At 65.7% G+C, this 25,665-nt stretch carries 29 protein-coding genes; 15 read left to right on the top strand and 14 right to left on the bottom strand.

Translation table 11 applies throughout. From position 1 onward, the window contains the following. Nucleotides 1–6: 6 nt before the first annotated feature. From flgK to flgB, 10 genes are all read right to left on the bottom strand, one after another. Complete coding sequence (flgK, locus tag AX724_RS20795) at nt 7–1,341, bottom strand: flagellar hook-associated protein FlgK (protein ID WP_066770625.1); 1,335 nt, start codon at nt 1,339–1,341, stop codon at nt 7–9. Further along, nucleotides 1,338–1,682, bottom strand: coding sequence for a rod-binding protein (locus AX724_RS20790; RefSeq protein ID WP_066770624.1), 345 nt, complete (start codon nt 1,680–1,682; stop codon nt 1,338–1,340). The genes flgK and AX724_RS20790 overlap by 4 nt, the downstream gene beginning before the upstream one ends. Beyond that, the gene (locus AX724_RS20785; RefSeq protein ID WP_066770771.1) at nt 1,682–2,782 is read right to left on the bottom strand and encodes a flagellar basal body P-ring protein FlgI; all 1,101 of its coding nucleotides are present in this window, start codon (nt 2,780–2,782) and stop codon (nt 1,682–1,684) included. The genes AX724_RS20790 and AX724_RS20785 overlap by 1 nt, the downstream gene beginning before the upstream one ends. Nucleotides 2,783–2,802: 20 nt before the next feature. Continuing rightward, complete coding sequence (locus AX724_RS20780; RefSeq protein ID WP_066770623.1) at nt 2,803–3,480, bottom strand: flagellar basal body L-ring protein FlgH; 678 nt, start codon at nt 3,478–3,480, stop codon at nt 2,803–2,805. Between the two features lie 9 nt (nt 3,481–3,489). Beyond that, complete coding sequence (gene flgG / locus AX724_RS20775) at nt 3,490–4,278, bottom strand: flagellar basal-body rod protein FlgG (protein WP_066770620.1); 789 nt, start codon at nt 4,276–4,278, stop codon at nt 3,490–3,492. Between the two features lie 84 nt (nt 4,279–4,362). Beyond that, nucleotides 4,363–5,106 carry a flagellar basal body rod protein FlgF gene (locus AX724_RS20770; RefSeq protein WP_066770610.1) on the bottom strand — a complete coding sequence of 248 codons (744 nt, stop codon included), beginning with the start codon at nt 5,104–5,106 and terminating at the stop codon, nt 4,363–4,365. Nucleotides 5,107–5,129: 23 nt separating this feature from the next. After that, a complete protein-coding gene (locus tag AX724_RS20765; protein WP_066770608.1) occupies nt 5,130–5,960 on the bottom strand; it encodes a flagellar hook-basal body complex protein in 831 nt (276 codons plus the stop codon). 39 nt (nt 5,961–5,999) lie between these two features. Further along, nucleotides 6,000–6,656 carry a flagellar hook assembly protein FlgD gene (locus AX724_RS20760; RefSeq protein WP_066770606.1) on the bottom strand — a complete coding sequence of 219 codons (657 nt, stop codon included), beginning with the start codon at nt 6,654–6,656 and terminating at the stop codon, nt 6,000–6,002. Beyond that, on the bottom strand, nt 6,653–7,045 hold the full coding sequence (flgC, locus tag AX724_RS20755; RefSeq protein WP_380914367.1) for a flagellar basal body rod protein FlgC: 393 nt from the start codon (nt 7,043–7,045) through the stop codon (nt 6,653–6,655). The genes AX724_RS20760 and flgC overlap by 4 nt, the downstream gene beginning before the upstream one ends. A 17-nt stretch (nt 7,046–7,062) precedes the next feature. After that, complete coding sequence (gene flgB / locus AX724_RS20750; protein WP_066770766.1) at nt 7,063–7,431, bottom strand: flagellar basal body rod protein FlgB; 369 nt, start codon at nt 7,429–7,431, stop codon at nt 7,063–7,065. A 241-nt stretch (nt 7,432–7,672) separates the two neighbouring features. Here flgB and AX724_RS20745 point away from each other — a divergent pair, with 241 nt between their 5' ends. The 8 genes from AX724_RS20745 to AX724_RS20710 all read left to right on the top strand — a co-directional run bounded on the left by AX724_RS20745 (nt 7,673) and on the right by AX724_RS20710 (nt 13,948). Continuing rightward, the gene (locus AX724_RS20745) at nt 7,673–8,341 is read left to right on the top strand and encodes a MotA/TolQ/ExbB proton channel family protein (protein ID WP_066770598.1); all 669 of its coding nucleotides are present in this window, start codon (nt 7,673–7,675) and stop codon (nt 8,339–8,341) included. After that, nucleotides 8,338–8,835: a flagellar motor protein MotB gene (locus AX724_RS20740; RefSeq protein WP_066770595.1), complete on the top strand. Its 498-nt coding sequence runs from the start codon at nt 8,338–8,340 to the stop codon at nt 8,833–8,835. Before AX724_RS20745 ends, AX724_RS20740 begins: the two co-directional genes overlap by 4 nt. Nucleotides 8,836–8,936: 101 nt before the next feature. Continuing rightward, complete coding sequence (locus AX724_RS20735) at nt 8,937–9,473, top strand: flagella basal body P-ring formation protein FlgA (RefSeq protein ID WP_066770758.1); 537 nt, start codon at nt 8,937–8,939, stop codon at nt 9,471–9,473. A gap of 45 nt (nt 9,474–9,518) precedes the next feature. Further along, on the top strand, nt 9,519–9,791 hold the full coding sequence (gene flgM, locus AX724_RS20730) for a flagellar biosynthesis anti-sigma factor FlgM (RefSeq protein WP_066770592.1): 273 nt from the start codon (nt 9,519–9,521) through the stop codon (nt 9,789–9,791). 10 nt (nt 9,792–9,801) lie between these two features. Further along, on the top strand, nt 9,802–10,110 hold the full coding sequence (locus tag AX724_RS20725; protein WP_066770585.1) for a hypothetical protein: 309 nt from the start codon (nt 9,802–9,804) through the stop codon (nt 10,108–10,110). Nucleotides 10,111–10,256: 146 nt separating this feature from the next. After that, a complete protein-coding gene (locus AX724_RS20720) occupies nt 10,257–11,072 on the top strand; it encodes a flagellar biosynthesis protein FlgJ (protein ID WP_066770755.1) in 816 nt (271 codons plus the stop codon). A 9-nt stretch (nt 11,073–11,081) separates the two neighbouring features. Then, nucleotides 11,082–13,202: a flagellar biosynthesis protein FlhA gene (gene flhA / locus AX724_RS20715; RefSeq protein ID WP_066770583.1), complete on the top strand. Its 2,121-nt coding sequence runs from the start codon at nt 11,082–11,084 to the stop codon at nt 13,200–13,202. A 14-nt stretch (nt 13,203–13,216) separates the two neighbouring features. After that, nucleotides 13,217–13,948 (top strand): sigma-70 family RNA polymerase sigma factor, encoded by a 732-nt coding sequence (locus AX724_RS20710; protein ID WP_066770582.1) that lies wholly within the window; start codon nt 13,217–13,219, stop codon nt 13,946–13,948. Between the two features lie 21 nt (nt 13,949–13,969). Here AX724_RS20710 and mdoH read toward each other — a convergent pair whose 3' ends face one another. The 4 genes from mdoH to AX724_RS23795 form a co-directional block, all read right to left on the bottom strand. Next, nucleotides 13,970–15,850 carry a glucans biosynthesis glucosyltransferase MdoH gene (mdoH, locus tag AX724_RS20705; RefSeq protein WP_066770580.1) on the bottom strand — a complete coding sequence of 627 codons (1,881 nt, stop codon included), beginning with the start codon at nt 15,848–15,850 and terminating at the stop codon, nt 13,970–13,972. 59 nt (nt 15,851–15,909) lie between these two features. Beyond that, a complete protein-coding gene (locus AX724_RS20700; protein ID WP_066770752.1) occupies nt 15,910–17,397 on the bottom strand; it encodes a glucan biosynthesis protein in 1,488 nt (495 codons plus the stop codon). A gap of 232 nt (nt 17,398–17,629) precedes the next feature. Beyond that, a complete protein-coding gene (locus AX724_RS20695) occupies nt 17,630–18,454 on the bottom strand; it encodes a flagellin N-terminal helical domain-containing protein (protein ID WP_066770574.1) in 825 nt (274 codons plus the stop codon). A gap of 86 nt (nt 18,455–18,540) precedes the next feature. Beyond that, entirely contained in the window at nt 18,541–18,738 is a 198-nt protein-coding gene (locus tag AX724_RS23795) for a hypothetical protein (protein WP_156448197.1), read from the bottom strand. Between the two features lie 56 nt (nt 18,739–18,794). Between AX724_RS23795 and AX724_RS20690 the strand changes: the two genes are divergently transcribed. From AX724_RS20690 to AX724_RS20660, 7 genes are read left to right on the top strand one after another with little or no spacing between them, the layout of a single operon-like run. Continuing rightward, nucleotides 18,795–20,072, top strand: coding sequence for a sigma-54 interaction domain-containing protein (locus tag AX724_RS20690; RefSeq protein WP_066770749.1), 1,278 nt, complete (start codon nt 18,795–18,797; stop codon nt 20,070–20,072). A gap of 20 nt (nt 20,073–20,092) precedes the next feature. After that, entirely contained in the window at nt 20,093–20,452 is a 360-nt protein-coding gene (fliE, locus tag AX724_RS20685; protein WP_066770746.1) for a flagellar hook-basal body complex protein FliE, read from the top strand. A gap of 3 nt (nt 20,453–20,455) precedes the next feature. Next, nucleotides 20,456–22,225 carry a flagellar basal-body MS-ring/collar protein FliF gene (gene fliF / locus AX724_RS20680; RefSeq protein ID WP_066770571.1) on the top strand — a complete coding sequence of 590 codons (1,770 nt, stop codon included), beginning with the start codon at nt 20,456–20,458 and terminating at the stop codon, nt 22,223–22,225. Then, nucleotides 22,218–23,234, top strand: a complete 1,017-nt coding sequence (gene fliG, locus AX724_RS20675; RefSeq protein ID WP_066770560.1) for a flagellar motor switch protein FliG — start codon at nt 22,218–22,220, stop codon at nt 23,232–23,234. The genes fliF and fliG overlap by 8 nt, the downstream gene beginning before the upstream one ends. Continuing rightward, entirely contained in the window at nt 23,221–23,916 is a 696-nt protein-coding gene (locus AX724_RS20670; RefSeq protein ID WP_156448196.1) for a FliH/SctL family protein, read from the top strand. The genes fliG and AX724_RS20670 overlap by 14 nt, the downstream gene beginning before the upstream one ends. Next, on the top strand, nt 23,913–25,241 hold the full coding sequence (locus tag AX724_RS20665) for a FliI/YscN family ATPase (RefSeq protein ID WP_066770558.1): 1,329 nt from the start codon (nt 23,913–23,915) through the stop codon (nt 25,239–25,241). Before AX724_RS20670 ends, AX724_RS20665 begins: the two co-directional genes overlap by 4 nt. Further along, entirely contained in the window at nt 25,238–25,663 is a 426-nt protein-coding gene (locus tag AX724_RS20660) for a hypothetical protein (protein ID WP_066770556.1), read from the top strand. Before AX724_RS20665 ends, AX724_RS20660 begins: the two co-directional genes overlap by 4 nt. Nucleotides 25,664–25,665 lie beyond the last annotated feature (2 nt).

The following is a 25,665-nucleotide window of genomic DNA, read 5'->3' as shown; positions in this document are numbered from 1 at the left end:
TCGCGGTCAGATGATGTTGAGGATGGAGTCGATGGTTTCCTTGGCGATCTGAAGCACCTTGGCGCTGGCCGAATAGGCCTGCTGGATGCGCAGCAGATCCGCCGCCTCCATGTCGAGATCGACGCCGCTGACGGCTTCGCGCGCGGCGACGGCCTGATCGTTGCGACTTGTGGCGGTGTCATGTTCCGCCTTGGTCGAGGCAAGCAGCGTCGCGTGCCCGGAGATCAGCGCGGTCCAATTCTGTTCGACGCTGCCGTTGCCGCGCAGGACGGTGTTCGCCGCGATCAGATTGCCGTTGAGCTTGCCATCGGCGGACCGGGTCGCAAGCGCCGTCGGATCGCTGATGAGCGCGGTGAGCGTGGCGGCGGTCGTGCCCGACAGCAGCGGCGTGCCCGCCGTCCCGGCATCGGTCCGACCCTGGGCATGCCAGGCATTGAGGTTGGCGGTGAACTGTGCCGCCAGGCTGTCCAGGCTTTCTCGCCGCGTCGCCACGGTCGCCGCTGCGGAGAAGAGTCCGCCCAATGTGCCGCTTGCCGGCGTATCGAGCGCCCCGCCACCCGTCAGCGTGAGCGAGAGTCGGCCGTCCGTGCCCGCCGTCGCGGCGACGGTTGTCGCCTGATCGCCGCTGACCAGCGTTTGGCTGCCATAAGTGATCTGCGCGCTGTCATGCGCGCCGAAAGTGACGGTCACGTTGAGATTGGCGGACAGATCCTGAAGCGCGGCGTCGCGGCTGTCCAGCAACTGCGCATAGGCCGACGTTCCCGGCTGGGCGCGAAGCAGGCTGTTGTTGATGCTGGCAAGCGCCGACAGGGATTCGTTGATCGTATCGACCGACGAATTGGCTTCGGTGGCGATGCCGCTGGATACGGTCTGAAGGTCGGACGCGGTCTGGTTGAAGGCCTGCGCGACGCGCGTGATGCTGTCGAGCGTGGTGACGCGCAGCGACTTGTCCGATGGGCTGGCGGCCAGCTTCTCGAAATTCTGATACATGCCGCTCATCAGCTGGCCGATGCCGGTGCTGCTGTCGTTGAGCGCATTTTCCGCGTCGCTCAGCCAGCGCAGGCGCGCCGTCGCGCTGCCCAGCGCCATGCCGGTCGACCGCATGGTGGCGTCCAGATAGGGGTCGGCCGCGCGGTTGATGCTTTTCACCTGCGTGCCGCCGAAATTGGCGAGCGAGACATAGGTCGCCATAGTCGCCGTCGACGACCCGGACTCGACCGTGGATACCGACCGGCGGGCGTAGCCGGCGGTGCTTGCGTTCGCGATATTCTCGGAAATGGCCGCCATCGCGGACCGATAGGCCTTCGTTCCCGATGCGCCAATGATGAAAAGGTCGCTCATGCGCCTTCAGCCGGGGTGGGGCCGTCCGGCGCGTTGGGTGAGGGCTTGTCGACGGGGGCAGGGGCGACGCGCGAACCGAACTGCTGAATCAGAAGCTCGGCAATGCCCATCGCGCCCTTGGACGCCATGGCATCGGCGGTGCGCGCGTCGGCCATGTCCTGAAACTGCTGGGTTGCGCTCGAATCGGTGATGCCCTCGGCGAGGGACGCCGAGCGCATCGCGCCGATCATCTGGCGCAGGAACACCGCCTCGAACTGCTGCGCGACCTTTTCGAGCGCGGCCTTGCCGGGTTGGCCGGCGGCGGCGGGAGCCGACGCGGGAGAAAGTGTAGAAACCTGCATCAGAGCACCACCAGTTCCGCTTTCATCGCGCCCGCCTGTTTGAGCGCCTCAAGGATCGCGACCATGTCCGCCGGCGAAGCGCCGATGGCGTTCACCGCCTTGACTATATCGGCCAGCGAGGCCCCGCCTTTAAAATTAACCATAGGTTTTTTCTGCTCGTCGATGCTGATGCTGCTCGACTGTTCGACCGCCGTGCGCCCCTGGCTGAAAGGCGCGGGCTGAACGACGCGCGGGCTTTCGTTGACGCTGACGGTCAGTTTGCCATGCGCCACGGCGGCGGGATGGATCTTGACCGCGCCATTGATGACGACCGTTCCCGTGCGCGCGTTGACGATCACCTTGGCAGGGGCATCGGCGGGCGCGATCTCGATATTCTCGATCATGCCCATCATCATGATACGGGTTTCCGCGCCCGGCTGCGCGGCGATCGAGACCGACACAGCGTCGACGGCGCTGGCGCGCTTGTCACCGAAGGCGCGGTTGATGCCGTCCGCGACGCGCAGCGCGGTGGTAAGGTCTGCTTCGGCGAGGTTGAAGGTCAGCACGGGCGCGGTGTCGAAGCCGGTCGCGACCGCGCGCTCCACCGTCGCGCCACCGGGAATGCGGCCGGCAGACGGAATGTTGACCGACACCTGGCTGCCGTCCGCGCCCGAAACGCCGAGGCCGCCGACGGCGAGATTGCCCTGCGCCATGCCGTAGATTTCATTGTCCGCGCCGCGCAGCGGCGTCATGATGAGCGTGCCGCCCCGCAGCGACTTGGCCTTGCCCAGGGCGGAGACGGTGACGTCAAGCCGCTGGCCGGGCTTGGCGAAGGCGGGCAGATCGGCCGTCACCAGCACCGCCGCTGCATTTTTGAGCGCCGGGTTCACGCCCGGCGGCAGCGTAAGGCCGAAGCGCGAGACGACGCCCTTCATGCCTTCCGTCGCATATTGAATGCTGTCGTCGCCCGTGCCGGCCAAGCCCACGACGATGCCGTAGCCGGTCAGCTGGTTGGGGCGGACGCCCTGAAAGCTGCCAAGATCCTTGATGCGTTCGGCATGGGCGACCGGCGCCGAAGCCATCGCGAGTGCGGCGAGGAGGAAGCGGAACAGGCGGGTCATGATGCTATCCAAATCCCTCGTCAGAAGGGGCTGATCGCGGAGAAGAAACGCTGGAGCCAGCCCTGGCGGCTGGCGTTGGCGATCTCGCCCTTGCCCTTGTAAATGATCTTGGCGTCGGCCACGCGGGTCGATGCGATACGGTTGTCGGGCGCGATGTCGGCCTGGCGGACGAGGCCGCTCAGCTGGATATATTCGTCGCCCCGGTTGAGCGTCAGCGCCTTCTCACCCTTCACCAGCATGGTGCCATTGGGATAGACGGCGGCGATCGTCACCGTGATCTCGCCGGACAGGGCGTTGGACTGGCTGGCCCCGCCCTTGCCGGTGAAGCTGTTCTGCCCGCCGGCCGCCACATCGCTCGCCGAGAAGAGCTTGGACAGGATGCCGGTGCTGGGAGGGGTCAGGCCGATATTGCCGGCGCGGCTGGTATCGGCGCTGGTGCTCTTGGTCGCCTGTGTGCGTTCGACCAGGACGATGGTGATGATGTCGCCCACGCTGGTCGCGCGCGCGCCGCTGGTCAGCGGGGTATAACCCATCGAAGCCTGGAATATGGAGCCGTTCGCCGCCGGCGCGGCCGGCTGTGCGACCACGGTCGGCGCGTAATATTCGCGTTCGACGTCGCGCTTCTTGCGCCCCGCATCGGCGGGAGCGGCGGCAAGCGCGAGAACCGGCAGGGCGGCAAGGATGGGGGAGAGGCGCATCGATCAGGCTCAGATATTCTGATTGGCGTATTGGAGCATTTCGTCGGTGGCCTTGATCATCTTGGAATTGACCTCATAGGCGCGCTGCGTCTCGATCATGTCGACCAGTTCCTCCACGATGTTGACGTTGGAGGTTTCGAGATAGCCCGAGCGGATCATGCCGCGCCCTTCAAGCCCCGCCACGCCGACCTGCGGCGTGCCGCTGGCGGCGGTTTCCGCAAGCAGGTTGCCGCCCAGCGACTGAAGGCCGGCCGGGTTCATGAAGCTTGCCAGTTCGATCTGGCCCAGCTGGCTGGGTTCGCTTTCGCCCTGCAGCGTCGCCGCCACGGTGCCGTCATTGCCGATGGAAACGGACGTCGCGCCCTGCGGCACAGTGATCTGCGGGATCAGCGGCAATCCGTCAGCGGTGACAATCGTGCCTTCCGCCGTGACGCTGAAATTGCCGGCGCGGGTGTAGGCAATGGAGCCGTCGGGCTTCTGCACCTGGAAATAGCCCGATCCTTCGATCGCCATGTCCAGCACATTGCTGGTCTGGTTCAGCGTGCCCTGCGTATTGATCTTGCTGGTGCCCTGCAGGGCGACGCCCGATCCCAGGTTCAGGCCGTTGGCGAATTTGTTTTCGCTGTCGGAATTGGAGCCGGCCTGGACGATCTGCTGATAGGCCAGCGTCTCGAAATCCGCACGGTCCTTCTTGAAGCCGGTCGTGTTGACGTTCGCCAGGTTGTTGGCGATCACGCGCATCTTCGTGTTCTGCGCGTCGAGGCCGGTGCGGGCGACATGAAGGGCGGCGTTGCTCATCTAGACTTCTCCGTGACACGGCCCTTGATCGGGCTGATCATGCACGCATCAAAGCAAGAGGCGTGCCAATGTTAACCATTCTTCCTAGCCGTCGAGGCGCATCAGCGACGCGCCGCCGTCATCCAGCTGCTTGGCGGTATCGATCATCTTGACCTGCGTCTCGTAGGCGCGGCTGGCCTCGATCATCTGGATCAGCGCGGCCGTCGCGTTGACGTTCGATCCTTCCAGTGATCCCGACGTGACGGTCGCCAGCGGGTCGGAAGGGAGCGCGCCGCCATTGACTTCGCGGAAGAGGCCGTCCTTGCCCTTGGCGATGCTGGATCCGGCCGCGTTGACGAGCTTGAGCTTGTCGACCTGCTGCGGGTTGGCGGGGTCGCCGCCCTGCGGCACGCCCCAGATGCTGCCATCCTGCGCGATCGAGATGCTGTCCATCTGCGGCAGGACGATGGGACCGCCTTCACCGAGCACGGCAAGGCCCTCGCCCGTGGTGAGGAGGCCGCTGTCCGTGACCCGCAAGTCGCCCCGGCGACTATAGGCTTCGCTGCCGTCCGCGGCCTGGACGGAGAGCAAAGCGTCTCCGTCCATGGCTACGTCGAGCGGGTTGCCGGTGGCGGTGACCGCGCCTTGCGCCATGTCGGCGGCGATCACCTGCTCGGACGCCTGCGCCCGCGTGTCGAAGGTGTCGCCCTGGATCCAGCGCGTCTCGGCATTGGCGATCTCCGCGCGAAAGCCGACAGTGTTGACGTTCGCCAGGTTGTTCGCGACCGACGCCTGCCGCGCCATCGCGCCGCGCATCGCCGTGAGTGCCGTGTTGACGAGCCGATCCATGGGCTGACCCTTCTACCTTCCGATCAGGTGCGCAGGTTGACGATGGTCGTGGTCAGCGTGTTGGCTGCCTCGATCGCCTTGCTGTTCGCCTGGAAGTTGCGCTGGGCAGCGATCAGCGCCACCAGTTCATCGGTGATGTCGACGTTGGAGCGTTCCAGCATGCCGCTGTTGACGCTGCCGTACATGCCCTGATTGGCGGTGCCGAAGATCGGATCGCCGCTGGCGACATTCGCGCTCCAGTGGGCATCGCCTTCCTGGCGCAGGCCTTCCTGGCTGTTGAAGGTCGCCATGGCGACCTGGCCCAGATAGACCGTGCTGCCATCGGCATAGACGGCCGAGACCATGCCTTTCTTGTCGACGCCGACGCTGGTCAGCTGCGCATTGTTGGCACTGGTGGGAATATTGAGGTCGGTAAGGTCGGCGGGCGTCGCGGTCGCTGGATTGCCGGTCGGAACGCCGGTCTGCGGATCGACGGGAAAAATCTGGATGCGCGCGCCGGTCGTGTCGACGGCGAACCGGTTGTCGTCGACGGCAAAGGCGCCGTTGCGGGTATAGCTGATGGTGCCATCCTCGCCTTTCACCGTGAAATAGCCTTCGCCCGCGATGGCCATATCCAGCGTCTTGTCGGTGGTTTCCAGCGTGCCCTGCGTGAACTGCTGGGTCACGCCCTGGACCCGGACGCCTTGCCCCGAGACCTGGTTGGTGGTCTGCATCGGCGCGGCGGCGAAGATGTCGCCGAAGATCGTCTTGCTCTTTTTGAACGCGGTGCTGTTCACATTGGCGACGTTGTTCGAGATCGTCGAAAGATCGACCTGCGAAGCCTTGAGGCCCGAGAGAGAGATGTAGAAGGACATGGCGTTGCTCCTTGGGTGAAAAGGAAGGGTTCGGAAAAATTACATGAGGCTGATCGCGTCGGACGGGCTGTAGCTGCCGAGCGCGGTGATGAGTTTTGAGGACGAGCCGTCGGCAGGAGACTGCACGGCGGCGATGGTTGCCCAGGTCGCGACCCTGGTGGGCGTCGCGCCATTCACCTTGACCTGAAGGGCGGAGGTGGAGACCGTCTGGCCGGCGTCGTTCTTGCCGTCCCAGTAGAAGGTGACGTCACCGGCCTGTTGCGGACCCATGTCGATGGTCTTGACGGTGTTGCCTGCGGCATCGACCAGATCGATCGACGCGCCATCCGTCGCGGCGGGCAGGGTGACCTGACCCGCATAGGTGCCGGCGACGTCGGGTGCGGCGATGTTGCTGTTCACCAGCATCGACTTGCCGATCCAGCTGGCGGCGTCGCCCAGCCGGGTGCCGGTCATTTCCTTGGTAAGCGTCTTTATGGATGCGTTCATTTCCGCGATGCCGGACGAATTGGTGATGGTCGCCATCTGGGCCACCATGTCGCTGTTCTTCACCGGTTCGAACGGGTCCTGGAACTGCATCTGCGCGGTCAGCAGCGTCAGGAAGCTGGACTGGTCCATCGTCGCGCTGCCGGTGCCGACATTCGCCGTGGGTTTGTAAACCGAAAGGCCCGCGCTGTCGGTTGCGGTGGTCGTCGTCATTTGCCGATCCTTATGGTTTCCATCATCAGCGACTTGGCGGTATTCAGCACCTGGACGTTGTTCTGGTACATGCGGGCGGTCTCGATCATGTCGACCAGCTCGGCATTCTCGTCCACCGCCGCTTCCCACACATCCCCGTTCGCGTCGGCGAGCGGATGGTTGGGGTCGTGGCGCTTCGTCGGCTGCGCGTTGGTGGTGACGACGTTCTTGACCTTCACGGTCGATACGCCGGGCGTGTCGGTGACGGATTCGAACACCGGCTTGATCGCGCGATAGGCTTCGCCCGCGCTTCCGGTGACATTGCCGGCGTTCGCCATGTTCGATGCGGTGGCGTTGAGCCGGACCAGCTGCGCGCTCATCGCGCGGCCGGCGATGTCGAAGACGTTCATGGGCGGATTGCTCATGCTCATTCTCCCTTCAGCGCGCGGTTGATGGTGTTGATGCGGCCCTCCAGGAAGGAGAGGGTCGTGCGATATTTGACCGCATTCTCCGCAAAGAGCGTCTGTTCGGTGCTGAGCTCGACCGTGTTACCGTCAAGGCTGGGCTGGAGCGGGACGCGATAGCCCATCGAATCGTCGACGGCCTTCGACACGTCGGTCGCGGAGCCGCCGCCCCGGGCGGTGGCTTCCTTCAGCGCCGCCTCGAAATCGATGTCCCGCGCCTTGTAGCCGGGCGTGGAGGCATTGGCGATGTTGGACGCGAGCAGGGACAGGCGCTGCGACCGCAGGGCCAGCGCCTTCCCATGTATCCCGAACAGATTGTCTTCAACCGACATGTTCATATTCGCTCTAAAGTTTCGCCTTCACCCGCCGTTCTGAAGCCTGATGGCGTCTCCTGCGGGTGATCCAGCCTGTAATCAGCAAGAGCCGTGCCAATTTGCGTGGGTGACGCATGGTTGGCGCGGAAATCGGCGGAAAACCGGGCTTCCGCGTGGGCGGGCGGCAAGGGCGGCAATTATTTGCCGGCCAGCGGCAGGCTGTTGCCGCCACAGGTGCGGCTGACGAGGGAGGGACATTATGATCGCGATTATCGGCCATTTGTTCGATCCCGTTACCCTTGGAGCGATGCTGGTCGGGATCGCCCTTGTGGCGTTGTTCCAGAATGGCTGGGCATCGATGGGGCGCGGCTTCGCGGCGTTGAGGCCCCTGCTCATCGCCGATCCCGATCGCGCCAGGGATGGCGCGCGCGCCGCCATGCTGAAGATCGACCAGGTGGCGCAGCTACGCGGCCTTGCCTGCACGGATCGCGTGAAAACCGCCAACGCATTCCTGACCGAGGCCGCGCGCAAGCTGGCCAATTGCGAGCGCGCCGAGCAGTTCGAGCAGTGGGCGGCACAGACGCTGTCCGATCGGGCCCAACGGCACGGCGCCGCGCACAAATTATGGCTGTCGATCGCCGACGCCGCGCCCGCGCTGGGCATGGCGGGAACCATCATCGGCCTTGTCGGCATGTTCGCGGCAATGGACGACCCCGCCAGGCTGGGGCCTTCAATGGCGCTGGCGCTGCTCACCACCCTCTATGGCGTCATCATCGCCAACATGATCGCCGCGCCCATCGCGGCCAGGCTTGCCGACCTGTCGGAACGGGAACTGGCGTGGCAGCGCGAGGTCGCCGACCGGATGCTGCTGATCGCGCGGCGGGAAAATGCGCCGCTGCGCCGTGCGACGATCCGCGAGGTCGCATGACCGGCCCCGCCTCAACTACTGCTGCCCGGCGCAATCGCTGGGCAATAAGCTTTGCCGACCTGTTGCTGCTGCTGCTCGGCTTTTTCGTCCTGCTGCAGGCGAGCGGCAGCAAGCGGGACGCCATGCTGGCGCAGGTGAGCGCACGATTTGGCGGAAAGACCGCGCCACGCGGCATCGAGCTGCACGCGGCGGACCTTTTCCTGCCGGATGAGGCGTTGCTGAGCGCGAGCGGGCAGGCGCGTCTCACGCGCATCGCACATGATATCGGGCGGCAGGACAGGATCGAGTTGCGCAGCGACGGGATCGATCCGTCCGCCCGTCGCTTCGATGGATGGGATCTGGCGGCGGCTCGTCTTGGGGCTGTCGCGCGAGCCTTGCGCGCGAACGGCGTGGCGCAGGATCGCCTGGTCATACGCGGGCTGGATCAGGCGCAGGACCAAGCGGGCAAGGGGCAGACGATCCGCATCGCGACAAGGCCCTCCGGCCCGCGCTGATACCGGATGGCACGGATTTTGCTGATAACGCGGTATAGATTGTCCGCCTTATCAGGAGACAGGCCGTGTTCCGCGTTTCGTTCCTTCTTGCCGCCGTGGCCATGCTGGTGGGCGTGCAGCCCGCACTGGCGCAGCAGAAATTCGAAAATCTCGATCGCATCGACAGTCTGGTCGCGATGACGGTGGGCGCCAATCTGGGCGAGCCGGGCGGCCCCGCCGCGCCGGTCGACCGCCGCCTGCGGCTGGCGGCCTGCCCTGCAACCCCAACCGTAGAAGGGCCGGTCTTCGGTGCTGCGATGGTCAAGTGCGACGCGCTGGGCTGGCGCATCCGCGTGCCGCTGGCGGCAGGCGCGGCTGCGGGCGCTTCCGGTCCATTGCCGCGCACAGCCGCGGCGCCTCAATCCCGGTTCGCACGCCCGGCCGCCGCGCCATCGCGCGAAGCGGTGGTGCGCCGGGGCGATCCGGTGCAATTGATGGCCGGCAACGCCGCCTTCAGCGTGTCGCGCATGATGGTCGCGGACGAGGATGGTGCCGCCGGCGAGACCATTCGCGTGCGCGAAGACAAGAAAAGTGCGCCGATTTTCGCGCAGGTCGTGGAAATGGGGGTTGTGCGCATTCCGGGATTTAATGATTTTTGAACTTGTCCGTTATAGTCGACAGGGACGAGTGAAGGATTGAACCCAATGATCAACTCCGTTGGCCAAGGCATCAGCAGCGCGATCGGCGCGAACAGCCTGCGTGAAAGCGGCAAGACCCGTGCATCCGCCGTGGGTGGATCCAGCCTGTCCGCGTCCGCATCGGCTTCGGCCAGCCCAGCCGCCCGCATGGCCGCAGAAGGCGCGCCTGTCGACCTGGACCGAATCGCGCAGATCAAGGCCGCGATCGCTTCGGGCAACTATCCGGTCGATCCCGACGCCATTGCCGAGCGCATGATCGCGCTCGACCTGCCGGCCTGAGCTGCGTCCCATGCCCCTTGGTCTGGCCGCGCTGGATGACCTCTTCGATGCGTTCGAGGAGCTTCGCGCTACGCTGGACGGGAATGACCCGGCCATGATCGAAGCAGCCAGCGGGCGGGTGAGCCGCGCGACGGCTGCCGTTCGCGCCATCGGCGCGTGGCGATCCGATGCCGCCGTGACCGAACGGCTGAAGGCGATGCTGCCGTTACTGGAAAGCGCGCGCATCCGCACCAGCCTGCTCGCCGATCATGCGAATCAGCGTCTTGCCCTGCTCGCCTCGCACGGGTCCAGCACCGCGCCGTTGACCTACGGCCGCTGAACGAAAAAAATTTCACCTGTCCCTAAAGCGGCGCCGATTGGCGCCGTTTTTCGTTATGCGGGTCTTTTTCATGAAGGCGCGTTAACCAAATCTTGGCACAAGCCTTGCTCTAATGTCCTCGCTAGCAAGTGAGGATATTCGCGTTCGTGTCGCTTTTCGCTGACATTTCGGCAACCGCAGCATCGGCGGGCAATCGCGTTACCAACGCGATTGCCATGGCGAGCCGGCGCACCGGCGTCGACTTCAGCTATCTGCTGGGGCAGGCGAAGATCGAGTCGAGCCTTAATCCCGCCGCTCGCGCAACGACATCCTCCGCGACCGGCCTTTACCAATTCATCGACCAGAGCTGGCTCGCCATCGTTGACAAGCACGGCGCGCAATATGGTCTGGGCTGGGCGGCCGATGCCATCCAGCAGAGCGGCGGCCGCTATTATGTCGCCGACCCCGAATTGCGGCAGCAGATACTCGACCTGCGCAAGCATCCTGAAACGGCGTCGGTCATGGCGGCCGAACATGCCGCCGACAACAAGGCCTATCTGGAAAGTCGCCTCGGCCGCGAAACGCAGCCGGTGGACCTCTATCTTGCCCATTTCCTGGGCGTGGGCGGCGCGGCCAAATTCCTGTCCGCGCATGACCGCGCGCCCGACGCCACGGCCGCATCGCTGTTTCCGGCGGCGGCGCGCGCCAACCGCTCCATCTTCTACGACCGGCAAGGCACGCCGCGCAGCTTCACCGAAATCCGCGATCGCTTTGCCGCCAAGCTGCAGAAGGGTTCCGACGCGCTCGGCGGTCCTGTCCAATATGCCGACGCTTCGCTGCCTTCGGGCGCGAAGACCGTGCAACCCGCCGACTATGTGCGGATCGAAACCCAGCGCCTCTCCGAACGGCCCGACGTGACCGTCGCGCCGCAGCCGCAGACCGCGCGTCTCGCCTATCTCATGCTCGCCACCCTCGGAAGGTAACGGCCCGATATGACTCCCGCCCAAGTCAAAGCGAAGATCTGGATGAGCGCCGCCAAGGGGGCGGTGCTGCCCATCGCCACGCTGATGGTCGTGCTGTTCATGATGGTGCCGGTCCCCGCGATCATGCTGGACATCGGTTTCATCACCAACATCATGATCAGCCTTGCCGTGCTGATGGTGGCGCTGAACGCGGCCAAGCCGCTCGATTTTTCCAGTTTTCCGACGGTCCTGCTGTTCGCGACGCTGCTGCGCCTGGCGCTCAACGTCGCTTCGACGCGCGTCGTGCTGGTACAGGGGCATGAAGGATCGGACGCTGCGGGTCAGGTGATCGAAGCCTTCGGCCACTTCCTGATCGGCGGCGACTATGTCGTGGGCATCTTTGTCTTCGCGATCCTGATGATCATCAACCTGGTCGTCATTACCAAAGGCGCGGGCCGCGTGTCGGAAGTGTCGGCGCGCTTCACCCTGGATGCGCTGCCGGGCAAACAGATGGCGATTGACGCCGACCTGAATGCAGGCCTGCTCACGCCCGAAGAGGCCAAGGTCCGCCGGCAGGAAGTCGCGACCGAAGCCGACTTCTACGGTTCCATGGACGGCGCGAGCAAGTTCGTGAAGGGCGATGCGGTCGCGGGCATCCTGATCCTGGCCATCAACATCGTGGGCGGCATCATCCTGGGCGTCGTCAGCCACAAGCTGCCGATCGGCGAAGCCGCGCAGACCTATATCATCCTTGCGATCGGCGACGCGCTGGTCGCGCAGATCCCCGCGCTGCTGCTCTCGATCGCCGCGGCTTCCATCGTCACCCGGGTCAAGAGCGAGCAGGATCTGTCGGCGCAGGTCGCGGGCCAGTTCGGCACCGGCAAGGCGTGGGTCCCCGTCGCCGCCATCCTCGGCTTCCTGGGCATCCTGCCCGGCATGCCGCACATGATCATCCTGCCCGCTGCGGCGGTCGCCGGCGGCATCGCCTGGCAATTGCGCAAGGCGAGCCAGAAGAAGGCCGCAGAGCCGGCCCCGCCGCCGCCTGCGCCCAACCCGGCGCTGATCGAATGGGACGATGTGTCGGACGGTGCGATCCTGGGGCTGGAGATCGGCTATGGGCTCATCTCCCTGGTCGACGAGCGCAAGGGCGCGCCCCTGATGGCGCGCATCACAGGCATCCGTCGCCAGCTGTCGAAGGAACTGGGCTTCGTTGTGCCGATGGTGCGCGTGAAGGACAATCTGGCGCTGGAGCCGCATCAATATCGGATCACCATCGCCGGCGTGGTCGTGGGCGAGGACGAGATTTGGCCCGACGACCTGCTGGCGCTGGACAGCGGCGCGCTGGAAGGCACGGTGCAGGGCCGCGTGGCCAAGGATCCGACCTTTGGCCTCGACGCGGTCTGGATTTCGCAGGCGAAGCGCAGCGAGGCGGTGATCGCCGGCTATACCGTGGTCGATCCGCCGACGGTCGTCGCGACGCACCTCAACCAGCTTATCGCCATGAACGCTTCGGAAATGTTCGGCCTGGACGAAGCGCGCAAGCTGCTCGACAATTTGAAGGACGCCGCCCCGCAACTGGTCGACGGGCTGACGCCGGGGCTGCTCAGCCTGACGCAGATCAGTGCGCTGTGCCGCGCGCTCTTGTCCGAAGGGATCGCGCTCAAGGACTTCCGCCGCATCTGCGAGGCGATGGTCGACGCGGCGCGGCCAGACATGAGCCATGAACAACTGGTCGAGGCGGTGCGCCAGCGCATCGGTGCGCTCATCATCCAGGGTCTGGTGCCTGTGAAGATGCCGCTGCCCGTCATCACGCTCGATGGCGAACTGGAGGCCATGCTGGCGCAGGCGATGCGCGTGGCGGGCGACGCCAAGCATCCGATCGAACCCAGCCTTGCCAACCGTATCGTCGAACAGGTCATTCAGGCCGCCCGTCCCATCATGGGGCAGGCCCGTAACTTCGCCATTGTGACCTCGCCGGTGGCGCGTCGCGCGCTCGCCCGCCTGTTCAAGCCGCACCTGCCCGAAACCCCCGTCCTGTCCTTCCTGGAAATCCCGGACGGTAAGGGAGTGGAAGTGGTTGCGGTCGTAGGAAACGAATCACGGCCCACGCCGCGGCACGATCCGCTGCCGCAACGGGAACGGGTGGCCTGAGGGAAGACTGAGCCATGTACATGAACAAGATCGCGGCCGGCGCCCACACCTACGGCAAGCCTGGGGAAAACAGCCCCGAACGGCTCGCCCGCCAGTATATGCCGCTGGTGCGCAAGATCGCCTGGCACGTCCATGGCCGGGTTTCGACCGCCATCGAAGTGGAGGATTTGCTGCAGATCGGCATGGTCGCGCTTGTCGAGGCGGCGAACAGCTTCGAGGACCGGGGGCTGGGCTTTGCGGCTTACGCGCAGTTGCGCGTGCGTGGCGCGATGATCGACCATCTGCGGCGGCAGGCAACGCTCTGCCGCTCCGCCATGGCCAAACGCAAGGAACTGGCGGGCGTGCGCAACCGGCTGGAGCAGAAGCTCGGCCGCTTGCCGACCGAAGCGGAAATGTCCGCCGACATGGGGCTGGAACCCGCCGCCTATCGCGAAGTCGCCGACAGCGTCGAGATGGTTCAGCACAGCAGCATGGACGAGGTCTATTCGGACCAGTCCATGTGGTTCGCCGACGTCGAGGACCGCGCAGACGAAGTGATGGAGCGCGAATCGCTCAAGAAGGCGCTGGCCGCCTGCATCGGTGAATTGCCGCAGCGTGAAGCGATCGTGCTCCAGCTTTATTTCGTCGAGGAACTCAACCTGGAAGAAATAGGGCGGACGCTGGACATCGGCGCGGCGCGCGTGTGCCAGATCAAGAAGTCCGCGCTCGACAAGCTGCGCGAGAAGCTGCGCGACTGGAGCGATTAAGGCAGTCGAGGCGCGGCCATTTCATTCGTCGTTCGCGACGATGACCGGCCGCTTGGCACGCGTGGGCCAGCGGAAGCGCAGGGGGCGATAGCTTTGCGTGCGCCACCAGGGATCGGCCACCCTGAACAGGCCGCCTTCTTCCGCCTTGCGTCCCAGATCCTTGCGCGCGGTGATCGCCGCCAGCAGCGGCGCGGCGAACAGCCCGGCGACAACGGGAAGCGTCCAGCCAAGCGCGCCAGCGCGGATCGCGAGGGCGGTAAGCCCGACGCCCAGCAACAGATGCCATTTGAACAGCCAGACAGCGCTGAAGATCGCCATTCCGTCCCGATCGCGCGTCTGACCGTTCCAGCTGCTCTTCCGACCCATCAGGATGCCGAACAGGTTGATCGTCTGCGTCAGCATCGCGACCGGCGCCATGAGGATGGAGAGGATGATGTCCGCAATGACCCCGCGGATCATGGTCGCCGCGCCGCCAAAGCCGATGCGCCGCGCCGGGTCCGCCATCGCCCACAGGATCGCCAGGATCTTGGGGCCGAACAGCAGCACCGCCGTCACCGCCAATAAGCCACCAGACGGCAGCACCGCGGCAGGGGGCCACAGGCCGCTGGCCGCACCTCCCAGCACCACCAGGATGAGCGCCAGCCACATGGGCGATGTGCAATAGGCGCTTGCTCCCACGAACAGCTGGAACCGGCTGACCGGATGCAGGCCGGCAATGCGAAAGAGCAGCGGCACATGCTGGATATTGCCCTGGCACCAGCGCCGGTCCCGCGTGAAGACATCGGGCATGGAAGGCGGGAATTCCTCGAAACTGTCGTCCGCCGTCACCATATGCACGTCCCAGCCGCGCCGGCGGAGCAGTGCCGCCTCCAGCATGTCGTGGCTCATGATATGGCCGCCGAAGGGCGCGCGGCCGGGCAGTTCGGGCAGCCCACAGCTTTCCGCGAAGGCACGGACCCGCACGATGGCGTTATGCCCCCAGAACATGCCTTCGGATCCCGCCCACCAGATCATGCCGGCAGCCGAGATCGGCCCGAACAGCCGGCTGGCGAATTGCTGCCAGCGGGCGAACAGCGTCGCCGCGCCCATTACGGTCGGCACTGTCTGAATGAGGCCCACATGCGGGTGGCGTTCCATATCGGCGGCAAGGCGTGCCATGGTCTGGCCGCTCATCACGCTGTCGGCGTCCAGCACGACCATATGGTCGTAAGCGCCGCCGAACCGCTGGACCCACTCGGCGATATTGCCCGGCTTGCGGCCGATGTTGATCGCACGGCGACGATAATGAACGGGGCGGGAGAAGGAGTCGCGCATTTCCAGATAGGCGCGCCGTTCCGCCTCGCCATTGTCTGCGTTCGAATCCGACAGGATGAAGAATTCGAACCGTTCGCCGCCCAGAACCTGAGCCAGTGACCGCTCCATGATCGACAGCCGGCCGAGCACGCCCAGGAAATCCTCGTTGCATACCGGCAGCAGGATCGCCGTCCTGCCCTGCAGCCGTTCCGATGCGTGCAACGGGCGGGGGGTGACGCCCCGGCCCTTGCCGACTGTCAGCAGCAGAAAGCCGATGGTCGCGGTGGAAAAGCCAAACGCGATCCAGGCGAACAGAGAAATGAACAGGGCCAGATAGATGCCCTCCATCGGGCTGATCCCGTCCAGGCCGATGGACCGGCGCATTTCGTGCGCGGCGACCGCCGCCGGCAGCAGGGCGAGAGCCACGACCAACAGGCGGCGCGCCCAGATATCTATGTTGAGGGGGCGGCGGTCGGTCGAGAGGGGCCGGGACGCGAAATCCTGTTCCGGCATGGCCAACGGGCTTTCGGCCGGCACGCTTTCAAACGCGTGCGCCAACGGCCGGTCCTCTGCCGGGGCGCCTGCCGTCGGCGTGCCTCGATTTGCCATGATCCATTCGTCCGCTATTAACCCAGGCATGGGAACCTATGTTAAGCCAGTCGGTTCCGTTACGCACCCAAGGGATAATGCACATATTCGCTGAATGCGCGATTGCCGGACCGCAATTGCACGCGAATATCGGCCGGGGCGGTGCCCTCGCGCCTCAAGTCGAGGATCACGCGATAGATGCCGGGCTTGTTCACCAGCGGATAGCCGGCGCTTTTCAGCAATGTGCCACGCGCGACATCGGTCCAGATGTCGGGCTTTGTCCCTGCGGGCAACCCTGAAAAGTCCAGTATCAGCCTGTCGGACCCGGCACCGTCGCCGCGCCCGCGCCAGACATCCTGCAATATCGCCATGCCGCCGCCCGCAGGCGCAGGGTCGGCCGTCCAATCGAGCCGATAGGCCAGGTCGATCCGCGAACCCGCTCTGGCAGGGGCATCGGGGGTCCAGAATGCAGCGACATTGTCCGTATATTCGCTGTCGGTCGGGAAGGCGTACAGGCGGACCTGGCCCGCGCCGAGCGGGCGGGTCGGGGTCGCCCATAATGATGGCCGCCGGTCGTAGAAAACGCCGTCATCCTGATAATGATCGAAATCCCGGTCCCGCTGCAGGAGGCCGAACCCCCTGGGACTGGTTTCGCGAAAGGCGCTGAAATGCGGGGTGGACGGGTTGACGATCGGCCGCGCCTGGGCCGTGCCGTCCGCACTGGCGATGGAGAGGAGGTCGGAATCGTGGATTTCCGGCCGCCAGTCGGTTCCCTTGGCCCGGCTCGACTGGTCGTACCAGAACATGCTGGTCATCGGCATCAGGCCGAGTTCCTCGATCGCACGGCGGGGGAAGAGGGCGGCGGTCACCTCCTGCTTCACGCCTTCCCGGCCCAGGCTGTTGACGAATCGATAGGCGCCAGTGATGGATGCGCCATCGAGCAGGGCGTAAACCGTGACGCTGCTTGCCCCGGTCCGTTCGAGCCAAAAATGGGTAAAGCGTGGAAACTCCTCCCGGCCCGGCATGCTGGTGTTCACCGCGATGGCACGGGCCGACAGGCCGAATTGCTTGGTGGGGCCGGGCGCGCGGAAATAGCTCGCGCCCAGGAAGGAGAGCCAGTCGCCATCGCGCGCGGCGTTCATGATGCGGAACCCGGCAAAGCCGGCATCTGGCCCAAGGGCGGCGACGGCATTGCCGGCGGGTGCGTCGAACATGCCGGGATCGTAGCGCAACGGCGTCGCGCGTCCCTTCGCCACAATTGCGATCTGCACCGGCTGGGCCGCGTTGGCCGACAGCGGAAAGAAGCGGATGCCCGTGTCACCGGGAAGATCGCCCCAGAGCGTGCGGTCGTCGCGGAAGCGAGCGGCATGCAATGCATCATAATTGACCTTCGCCGCGCCGGGATAGAGCGGGGTTTGCCGATAGGGCGCGCGGGACAGTGCCCGTGCCTGCGCCACCGCCGCCTCCCACGAAAATGGACGCGATCCGTCCTGCGCGGCGGCGGGAAAGGGGAGGAACATGGCGGCACCGGTGGCGGCGATCATCGCGCGCCGGTCTAGCTTTGTCATGGGATCGATCATGGAACGCCAGAACGACCAAGCCAAGTCTTGTATCCACGGTCCGCCCCGATGCCCGGCCGACGCGATGAAGCCTCCGCCCGGGGGGACGGAGGCTTCGGGATTTCTGGTCGTTCGATCGAAGGTGTCGCCCCCGGCGCGGTGGGGACTGTTGATGCGCCGGAGGCCACTTGGGCGGCTGTCAGGTGACCATGACCCCAGCCGACCAATCTTTAGGCGGGGCTTAGCCGATCAGCTTCAGCACGCCCTGCTGGCTCTGGTTGGCCTGCGCCAGCATCGCGGTCGAAGCCTGGCTCAGGATCTGCTGCTTGGCGAGCATGGTCGTTTCGGCCGAGAAGTCGGCGTCTTCGATGCGGCTGCGGGCGTCGGTCAGGTTGGTGACGTTCGCGGTCATGTTGTTGACAGCCGATTCCAGGCGGTTCTGCGTCGCACCGAGAGCGGCGCGGGCGTTCGAGATCTGCGACAGAGCGGTGTCATATTCCGCCAGTGTCGCGACGTTCGCCGCGTCGGCGAAGGTTTCGGCGTTGATGACGCCCACGCCGCCGGCGGCTGCGGTCAGATCGACCGACTTCAGCGTGACGGTGTCGGTGGCGCTGGCGCCGGTCTGGATCGAGAAGCCGGTGGCGGCGGTGGCGTCGAACAGCAGCTTGCCGTTGAACGAGGTCTTCGTGACGATGTCGTTGATCTGGTTCTTGAGTTCCAGCTGCTCCGAACGGAGGTTCGCCGTATCGGTGGTCGAATAGGTGCCGTTCAGCGCCTGGACCTGCAGTTCACGCATACGCTGCAGCATGTTGCTGACTTCGCCGAGCGCGCCTTCCGCCGTCTGCGCCATCGAAATGCCGTCGTTGGCGTTGCGGATGCCCTGGGTCATGCCGCGGATCGAGGCGGTCATGCTGGAGGCAATGGCGAGGCCGGCGGCATCGTCCTTCGCGCTGTTGATGCGCTTGCCGGTCGACAGGCGTTCCATCGCGGTCTGCAGAGCCTTGTTGGCGCTGTTCGAAGAGTTGGCGGCGCGCAGGGCCGGAGAGTTGGTTCCGATAACAGTCATGATGTTCCCTTTCCGTGTCTATCAGGTCGCTGCCATCAGGGCGCTTGCGGCCTCGAAAGGGGATAACGGCAAGGGGTCGGGAGCCTTTAACGCGCACCGCGATTTTTTTGATCGGCCGGGCGAATCGGCGGCTGTTTCCCGCCCCTTACGTGCGCGTCACGCGCGCGGGTCATATCAAAGCCGAGGATATTGCCGTTTCTACCGGAAAAAAATTGCCGCCCTGCGGCAAGCTGCCGGACGGCATTAACCATCTGATAACCACGCACGGGGTAAACATTAACCATCGAAGGTGCCTGGGGCGTACGGGGGTACAAGCCAGTGGAATTTGGGGTTTCTGTTCATGTCATCGCTTGACGTGAGCCGTGGCGTCTGCGCGCTCGTTCCCGGGCTGCAGCACTGGCTCGAAAATGCGCTCTACGCCGTGCGGATCGTGGATGCCGCCAGCCCGCGCGACAAAGAGAGCCGCCGCGTGCTGCTGGCGACCGAAATCGGTCATGCCACCCATCGCGACATCCTGATCACGCTTGTCGACGGCGCCCCGTCGCTCGTCGCCGCGGCGAACGGCCTGCCTGCGCGGGTCGCCTTCGGCATCGCGGACATGGGCTTCGCCTTCGCCCTGATCGCCGAACTGGCGCGCCCCGCCTTCGTCCCCGCCGTCGGCGACGCGGGCAGCGCGCGTCTCATGACGCTGGCCGGCCGGGTCGCGCGCAGCGACGCCACCGTCCTGATCCAGGGCGACACCGGCACGGGCAAGGAAGGGATGGCCCGATTCCTTCACGCCCAGTCCGGTCGCGCCGACCACGACTTCATCGCCGTCAATTGCGCCGCGCTTCCCGAAACCATGATGGAAGCCATGCTCTTCGGCCACAAGAAGGGCAGCTTCACCGGCGCGGCCAACGCGTCGGACGGCCTTTTCCTGGCGGCCGATGGCGGCACGCTGTTTCTCGACGAAATCGCTGAACTGCCGATCGCTCTCCAGGCCAAGCTGCTGCGCGCGTTGCAGGAAGGCGAAGTGCTGCCGGTCGGCGCGACCCATCCGGTGCCGGTCAATGTCCGTGTCGTTGCCGCCTGCAACCGCAATCTTGCCGAGGAAGTCGCCGCAGGCCGCTTCCGTGAAGACCTTTACTGGCGCCTCAACGTCATGCCGCTGGAACTGCGTCCGCTCAACCAGCGGCGCGGCGACGTGAGCGCCATCACCGCCGCCATGCTCTTGCGCCTGTCCGACATGGGCAAGGCCGGCCTCGTCTGGCCGACCGCCGACGCGATCGACAAGCTGGCCGCCCATGGCTGGCCCGGCAACGCCCGCGAGCTTGGCAATATCCTCCAGCGCGCGTTGGTGCTGCGCGACGGCGACCGGATCGAGGCAGGCGACCTGCACATGGGATCGGCTCCGCAAATCGCGCCCGTGATCGCGCAACCGATCTTTGCTCCCGCCTCCCTGGCGCCCGCCGAGCCCATCCGGCTGCGCGACGTCGCCCGCCATTCCAAGCTGGAGGCGATCCGCACCGCCCTGCGCGAAACGGACGGTCACCGTGCCGCCGCCGCCCGCAAGCTGGGCATTTCCGAACGCACGCTGCGCTACCGGCTCGCCGAGATGCGCGAGTTGGCCGCGGCTTGAAGGAGCGCTGAACCATGGCGATCAACGGCATGTCACCCACTGACAGCGTGATGGCGATCCGCAACGCTATCCTGCAGAAAAACGCCGCGCTTCGCGACGTGTCCTCGGCCGGCGCTGTCGGCGGCAACGCTCCGATTGGCGGCGCGCAGGACGCCAAGCCCGGTGCCTTCACCGAAGCGCTCAGCAACGCACTGCAGCAAGTCAATGGCCTCCAGAACCAGGCCGGCGAAGCCGCCGCCGCGTTCGAACGGGGCGAAACCACGGACATTGCCGCCGTGATGCTGGCCAAGCAGCAGGCGTCGGTCAGCTTCGAAGCGACCCTTCAGGTCCGCAACAAACTCCTGTCCGCTTACAAGGACATCATGAGCATGCCGGTATAAACGATGAGCGAGAACGCACTCTCCACCTCGGTCGGCGCCGCTGCGCCCGCTCTGCCCGCCGCCCCGGCCGCATCCTTCGGAAGCGGACCCAAGGGCATGGACGCCATCAAGGCGCGCTTCACAGGCTTCATCAAACAGCCTGCGGTTGCCAAGAGCCTGCCGCTGATCGGCCTGCTCGGCACGGTCGCGGTCGCCGGCGCGGCCTGGCTGGCGCTGCGCGAACCGCCGCAGCGCGACCTGTTCCGCGGCCTGCCCGATGCCGACAAGTCGGCGGTGGCGCAGGTGCTGGACCAGAACGGCATCAAATATGACTTCGACAATAGCGGCGCGATGACCGTTGGCGAGGGCGATTATTTCAAGGCGAAGATGATGCTCGCCGCCCAGGGCCTGCCCAAGAGTGCGCCCGACGGCAACAGCATGATCGACAGCCTGCCCATGGGCGCGAGCCGGGCGGTGGAGGGCGAAAAGCTGCGCTCCGCCCGGGAAATGGACCTCGCCCGCACGATCGAGGCGATCGACAGCGTGGAGAGCGCCAAGGTGCACCTCGCGGTCGAACCGCCCAGCGTTTTCCTGCGGGATCGGGCGAAGCCGTCCGCGTCCGTCATGTTGCGCCTCGCCAACGGTCGTACGCTGACCGACCAGCAGGTGAGCGCCATCGTCCATCTCGTCGCCTCCTCCATCCCGGAACTGAGCCCGGACGACATTTCGCTGGTGGACCAGAATGGCCGCCTGCTGAGCAACAATGACGGCAATGCCGCCGACGATCGTCAGCTTGCCGTCCAGTCGAAGATGGAGGATCGCTATCGCCAGTCGGTGATCGCGCTGCTGACCCCGATCCTGGGGCAGGGCAATTTTTCGACCGAGGTGCATGCTGAGCTGAATTTCGCCGAGCGCCAGGCGACGCGCGAAACCTATCCGCAGGATGAGGCGCGCCTGCGCGCCGAAACCGGCAGCTGGGCGTCCGATCCGCGCGGACAGGGCGCTGGGGAGGCTTCCGGCATTCCGGGCGCTCTCAGCAACCAGGCGCCGGTCAATCCGACCGTGACGCAGACCAATCCGAACGGTCAAGCCGTGGCGCAGGGGCAAACGGCGCAGGGCGCGCAGGCGGGGCAGCCCGGCACGCCGCCCAATCCGCTGATGAAGACCGAGGAAACCTTCAACCGCAGCTTCGAACTGGGCCGTGAAGTGTCCGTGACCAAGGATGCGATCGGCACTGTCAAGCGGCTGTCCGTGGCGGTCGCGCTGGACAATGGCCCCGATGGCAAGCCCCGCTCGGCGCAGGAGATCGCGGCACTGGAAGCGCTGGTGAAGGGCGCTGTCGGCTTCGATCAGGCGCGTGGCGACGTGGTCGCGCTGTCGTCGCGCAGCTTCGTCAAGGAAGCGGTGGTTGCCGCCCCATGGTATGAAGCGGACTGGATCGCGCCGCTGGCCCGCAACATTTCCGCCCTGCTGGTCGCGCTGCTGGTCATCTTCGGTATTGGCCGTCCGCTGCTCAAGCGCCGCGCCGCGGCCCAGGCCGCCGCCAGCGAACAGAGCGCCGAAGCCGGACAGCGCATCGGCCGCGAGATTTCAGGCGAATTGTCCCGCCAGGCCGCCGTCGCCACCATGAGCGGGGGCGAGCCGAAGGTCACGCTCGACATGATTTCCTCCACCTATGACTATGCCCAGCGCGCTGACCTGATCCGCAACTTCGTGAAGCAGGATCCTGACCGCGCGGCGCTCGTCGTCCGCGACCTTCTGAAGGAAGCCAAGAAGGAAAAGGAAAATGCCTGAGATCGTCCCCGGCCGTCCCGAGGCGCTCAAGGGCAGCGCCGCCGCCGCGGTCCTCCTGATGCTGTTCGACGAGGACGAGGCCGCGCAAATCCTTTCCCGCCTGGAACCCGACGAAGTGCGTCAGCTCGGTTACGCCATGTATGACGTGCAGGATGTCGAACCCGAGGAAGTGAACGAGGCGCTGGACCATTTCGTCAACAAGGCGAAAAAGCGCACCACCATCGGCTATGGCGCGACCCGGCATATTCGCGGCGCGATGACCAAGGCTCTGGGCGAGGAGCGCGCGGAGACGATCCTGGCGCGCATCACCCCGCCGACCCGGTCCACCCAGCTGGAAATGCTGAAGTGGATGGACGCGAAGGAAATCGCCGTGCTGATCGAGGCGGAGCATCCGCAGATCATGGCGATCGTGCTCGCCCATCTCGAAGCGCCGGTCGCTGCCGACGTGCTGCAACTGCTGCCTTCCGAATATCAGGAAGAGATCGTCTATCGCATCGCCACGCTCGGCCCGGTGTCGAACGAGGCGCTGGAGGATCTGGAGAACCTGCTGCTGCGCGGCCCGGTCAACAAACAGGGCGCGGCATCGCAGCGCGGCGGCACGGTCGAAGCGGCCGCGATCATGAACAATGTCCGCAAGGACAATGAGCAGCGGATCATGAAGGCCGTCGCCAAGCGCGACAAGATGATCGCCCAGACCATCGAGGAGGAGATGTTCGTCTTCGACAACCTCATCGACATGGACGACAAGAATCTGGGCACGCTGATGCGCACGATCGACAGCAGCGTGCTGGTCGTGGCGCTGAAGGGCGCGAACGACATGCTGAAGGCCAAGATATTCGGTTCCATGTCCGCCCGCGCCGCGCAGGCCATTGCCGACGAGATCGAGGAACGCGGACCCATCCGCCTTGCCGAAGTGATCGACGCGCAAAAGCTGATCATCGCCACCGCGCGCCGCATGGCCGACGCCGGCACCATCATGCTTGGCGGAAAGGGCAATGACTTTGTCTAACGCATTTTCAAGTCGGCTTTTTGCCGAAGACACGGAAAATGCGCCAACAGGACGAATCTGGGGCGCAGAGATCACCCATGATGCAGCGCCCGTCGCGGTCGCCGGGTTCCGGCCGGTAGAGGGCGGATTCCGCAGTCTGTACACCGCGCCAGCCGGACAGCAGACCGCCGCGCTGCGCGGCGAACTGATGTCGGCGGAGCCCGTCGACGCGATGGAAGAAGCGCGGATGGAAGCCTTCACCATGGGGTTCGAGGAAGGGTGCCGCATCACATCCGAAGGCCATGCCGCCGATGTCGAGGCGCAGGCCCGGCTGGCCGAGGCGCTGGAGATGCTTTCGCCCGCGCCGAGCGGCATGCTGTCCACCATGTTGTCGGCCACGGTCGTGCGCCTCGTCGAACAGATTGTCGGCGAGGTCGAGATCGACATGGAGCGGCTGGTGCAGCGCTGCGACACGGTCGCCGCCTTCATCGAGAGCAATCAGGACCGCAGCGCGCTGCACGTCCATCCCGAAGACGCAGACCTGTTGAAGGACGAGGCGATCGGCGTGCCCCTGGTCGCGGACAAGACGATGCAGCGCGGCTGCGTGCGGCTTGAAACCGCCGATGGGTGGGTCGAGGACGGTCCGGACGTGCGCCTCTCCCGTTTGCGGGCATTGCTCGACGATATGGAAGGGAAGGCATGATCCGCGCGGCGCTGATGCAGGCGGAAAGCCTGTTCGATCACCTTCAGGTGCAGAATCGCGCGCCGCGCCATGTCGGCCGCCTGGTCAGCCATGACGCCGGGATGCTGGAAGTCAGCGGCTTTCGCCGTCCGATCGGTTCGGGCGCGCGCGTATTGGCCAGCGACGGGTCCGTCTGCCGGGCCGAGGTGGTGGGCTTTCGCGGCGACCGCACGCTGCTGGTGCCGCTCGACGCCGACGCGCCGCTGGAAAACGGCATCCGCGTCGAACCGGACAGCCAGGCCAATATGGTGCAGGTGGGCGACGGCCTCATCGGCCGGGTCATCGACGCCATGGGCCAGCCGCTCGACCGCAAGGGGCCGATCATCGCCGGTGGGCTGTGGCCGCTCAACGGCGTCAAGGGCAATGTCCTGGACCGGGGACGGGTCACCGAACCTTTCGATCTTGGCGTTCGCGCCGTCAATGCGCTGCTGACCGCCGGGCGCGGCCAGCGCATCGCCATCATCGCTGGATCGGGCGTGGGCAAATCGGTGCTGATGGGCCAGATGATCGCCGGGGCCGAAGCCGATATCGTCGTGACCGGACTGATCGGCGAACGCGGCCGCGAAGTCAGTGATTTCCTAGAAACCAAGCTCAAGGGCGCGATGCACAAGTCCATCGTCGTCGCCGTGCCCGCCGATCATCCGCCCGTGCTGCGCCTGCGCGCCGCCGCCCGCGCCACCGCCATCGCCGAATACTTCCGCGCGCGGGGCAAGAAGGTGCTGCTCCTGATCGACAGCCTGACCCGCTGTGCCCATGCCCAGCGTGAGATCGGGCTGGCCCTGGGCGAACCGCCCGCGATGAAAGGCTATCCGCCCTCCGCACTCGCCCTGATCCCGCGCCTGGTGGAACGGGCGGGGGTGGATACCCGCACTGGCGGGTCGATCACCGCGCTCTACACCGTCCTGGCCGATGGCGACGACACCGACGACCCCATCGTCGATGCAGCGCGCGCCATCGTCGACGGGCATTTCGTGCTGTCCCGGCATCTTTCGGAACAGGCGATCTTTCCCGCCATCGACATCGGCAAATCCCTGTCGCGCGTCATGGCCGATGTGGTGGATGACGAACATCGGCAGGCGGCGGCGGGCTATCGCCGCCTCTGGGCCGCCTACGAGGAAAATCGCGATCTCATCCTGATGGGTGCCTATCGCCCGGGCAACGATCCCGTGATCGACGAGGCGGTGCGCCGCCGTCAGGACATGTTGGACTTCATCCGGCAGGATCAGAAGAGCCGCGTCGATCTTGTCGCCAGCGCCGACGCGCTCGTCGCAGGCTTCGGCGCATGAAGGGGATGGTAGGCCGCCGCCAGCGCGTATTGCGCGTCCGCCATGTGCAGCATGCCATGGCCGTCGCCGAAACGGCGCGCGCGCGCGACGAGGCGGCAGGCATCGCGCACAATATCGAACGGCTCGCCCGCGTGCGCAACGAGTTGTTCGAATCGCAGGGACTTGCGACCGGCGCTTCCTTCGCTGCGATGCAGGAACTGGCGACCCGGCTGGAGAAGGCCGGACGTCAACTCGACGGCGCGCTCTATGATGCGCAGAAGAAGGTCGAGACCAAGGAAGGGCTGACGCTCGCGGCGAACCGCGAAAAGGAAATCGCCACGCGCCTCAAGGACCGCGCCCGCGCGAACCTGGAGGAATGGCGCGAAAACAAGCTGGCCGCGCTGCCGCGCTATCGCCGCATGCAACGGACAGAGGGGGCATAAAG

It is taken from the genome of Sphingobium sp. CCH11-B1 (assembly GCF_001556865.1).
GTDB lineage: Bacteria > Pseudomonadota > Alphaproteobacteria > Sphingomonadales > Sphingomonadaceae > Sphingobium.
This window is presented reverse-complemented; position numbering and strand designations above follow the sequence as displayed.

Coding starts and splice junctions, on each gene's coding strand:
- flgK (WP_066770625.1), bottom strand. CDS start 1,341: ATGAGCGACCTTTTCATCATTGGCGCATCGGGAACGAAGGCCTATCGG.
- AX724_RS20790 (WP_066770624.1), bottom strand. CDS start 1,682: ATGCAGGTTTCTACACTTTCTCCCGCGTCGGCTCCCGCCGCCGCCGGC.
- AX724_RS20785 (WP_066770771.1), bottom strand. CDS start 2,782: ATGACCCGCCTGTTCCGCTTCCTCCTCGCCGCACTCGCGATGGCTTCG.
- AX724_RS20780 (WP_066770623.1), bottom strand. CDS start 3,480: ATGCGCCTCTCCCCCATCCTTGCCGCCCTGCCGGTTCTCGCGCTTGCC.
- flgG (WP_066770620.1), bottom strand. CDS start 4,278: ATGAGCAACGCCGCCCTTCATGTCGCCCGCACCGGCCTCGACGCGCAG.
- AX724_RS20770 (WP_066770610.1), bottom strand. CDS start 5,106: ATGGATCGGCTCGTCAACACGGCACTCACGGCGATGCGCGGCGCGATG.
- AX724_RS20765 (WP_066770608.1), bottom strand. CDS start 5,960: ATGTCCTTCTACATCTCTCTCTCGGGCCTCAAGGCTTCGCAGGTCGAT.
- AX724_RS20760 (WP_066770606.1), bottom strand. CDS start 6,656: ATGACGACGACCACCGCAACCGACAGCGCGGGCCTTTCGGTTTACAAA.
- flgC (WP_380914367.1), bottom strand. CDS start 7,045: ATGAACGTCTTCGACATCGCCGGCCGCGCGATGAGCGCGCAGCTGGTC.
- flgB (WP_066770766.1), bottom strand. CDS start 7,431: ATGTCGGTTGAAGACAATCTGTTCGGGATACATGGGAAGGCGCTGGCC.
- AX724_RS20745 (WP_066770598.1), top strand. CDS start 7,673: ATGATCGCGATTATCGGCCATTTGTTCGATCCCGTTACCCTTGGAGCG.
- AX724_RS20740 (WP_066770595.1), top strand. CDS start 8,338: ATGACCGGCCCCGCCTCAACTACTGCTGCCCGGCGCAATCGCTGGGCA.
- AX724_RS20735 (WP_066770758.1), top strand. CDS start 8,937: ATGCTGGTGGGCGTGCAGCCCGCACTGGCGCAGCAGAAATTCGAAAAT.
- flgM (WP_066770592.1), top strand. CDS start 9,519: ATGATCAACTCCGTTGGCCAAGGCATCAGCAGCGCGATCGGCGCGAAC.
- AX724_RS20725 (WP_066770585.1), top strand. CDS start 9,802: ATGCCCCTTGGTCTGGCCGCGCTGGATGACCTCTTCGATGCGTTCGAG.
- flhA (WP_066770583.1), top strand. CDS start 11,082: ATGACTCCCGCCCAAGTCAAAGCGAAGATCTGGATGAGCGCCGCCAAG.
- AX724_RS20710 (WP_066770582.1), top strand. CDS start 13,217: ATGTACATGAACAAGATCGCGGCCGGCGCCCACACCTACGGCAAGCCT.
- mdoH (WP_066770580.1), bottom strand. CDS start 15,850: ATGGCAAATCGAGGCACGCCGACGGCAGGCGCCCCGGCAGAGGACCGG.
- AX724_RS20700 (WP_066770752.1), bottom strand. CDS start 17,397: ATGACAAAGCTAGACCGGCGCGCGATGATCGCCGCCACCGGTGCCGCC.
- AX724_RS20695 (WP_066770574.1), bottom strand. CDS start 18,454: ATGACTGTTATCGGAACCAACTCTCCGGCCCTGCGCGCCGCCAACTCT.
- AX724_RS23795 (WP_156448197.1), bottom strand. CDS start 18,738: ATGGTTAATGTTTACCCCGTGCGTGGTTATCAGATGGTTAATGCCGTC.
- AX724_RS20690 (WP_066770749.1), top strand. CDS start 18,795: ATGTCATCGCTTGACGTGAGCCGTGGCGTCTGCGCGCTCGTTCCCGGG.
- fliF (WP_066770571.1), top strand. CDS start 20,456: ATGAGCGAGAACGCACTCTCCACCTCGGTCGGCGCCGCTGCGCCCGCT.
- fliG (WP_066770560.1), top strand. CDS start 22,218: ATGCCTGAGATCGTCCCCGGCCGTCCCGAGGCGCTCAAGGGCAGCGCC.
- AX724_RS20670 (WP_156448196.1), top strand. CDS start 23,221: ATGACTTTGTCTAACGCATTTTCAAGTCGGCTTTTTGCCGAAGACACG.
- AX724_RS20665 (WP_066770558.1), top strand. CDS start 23,913: ATGATCCGCGCGGCGCTGATGCAGGCGGAAAGCCTGTTCGATCACCTT.
- AX724_RS20660 (WP_066770556.1), top strand. CDS start 25,238: ATGAAGGGGATGGTAGGCCGCCGCCAGCGCGTATTGCGCGTCCGCCAT.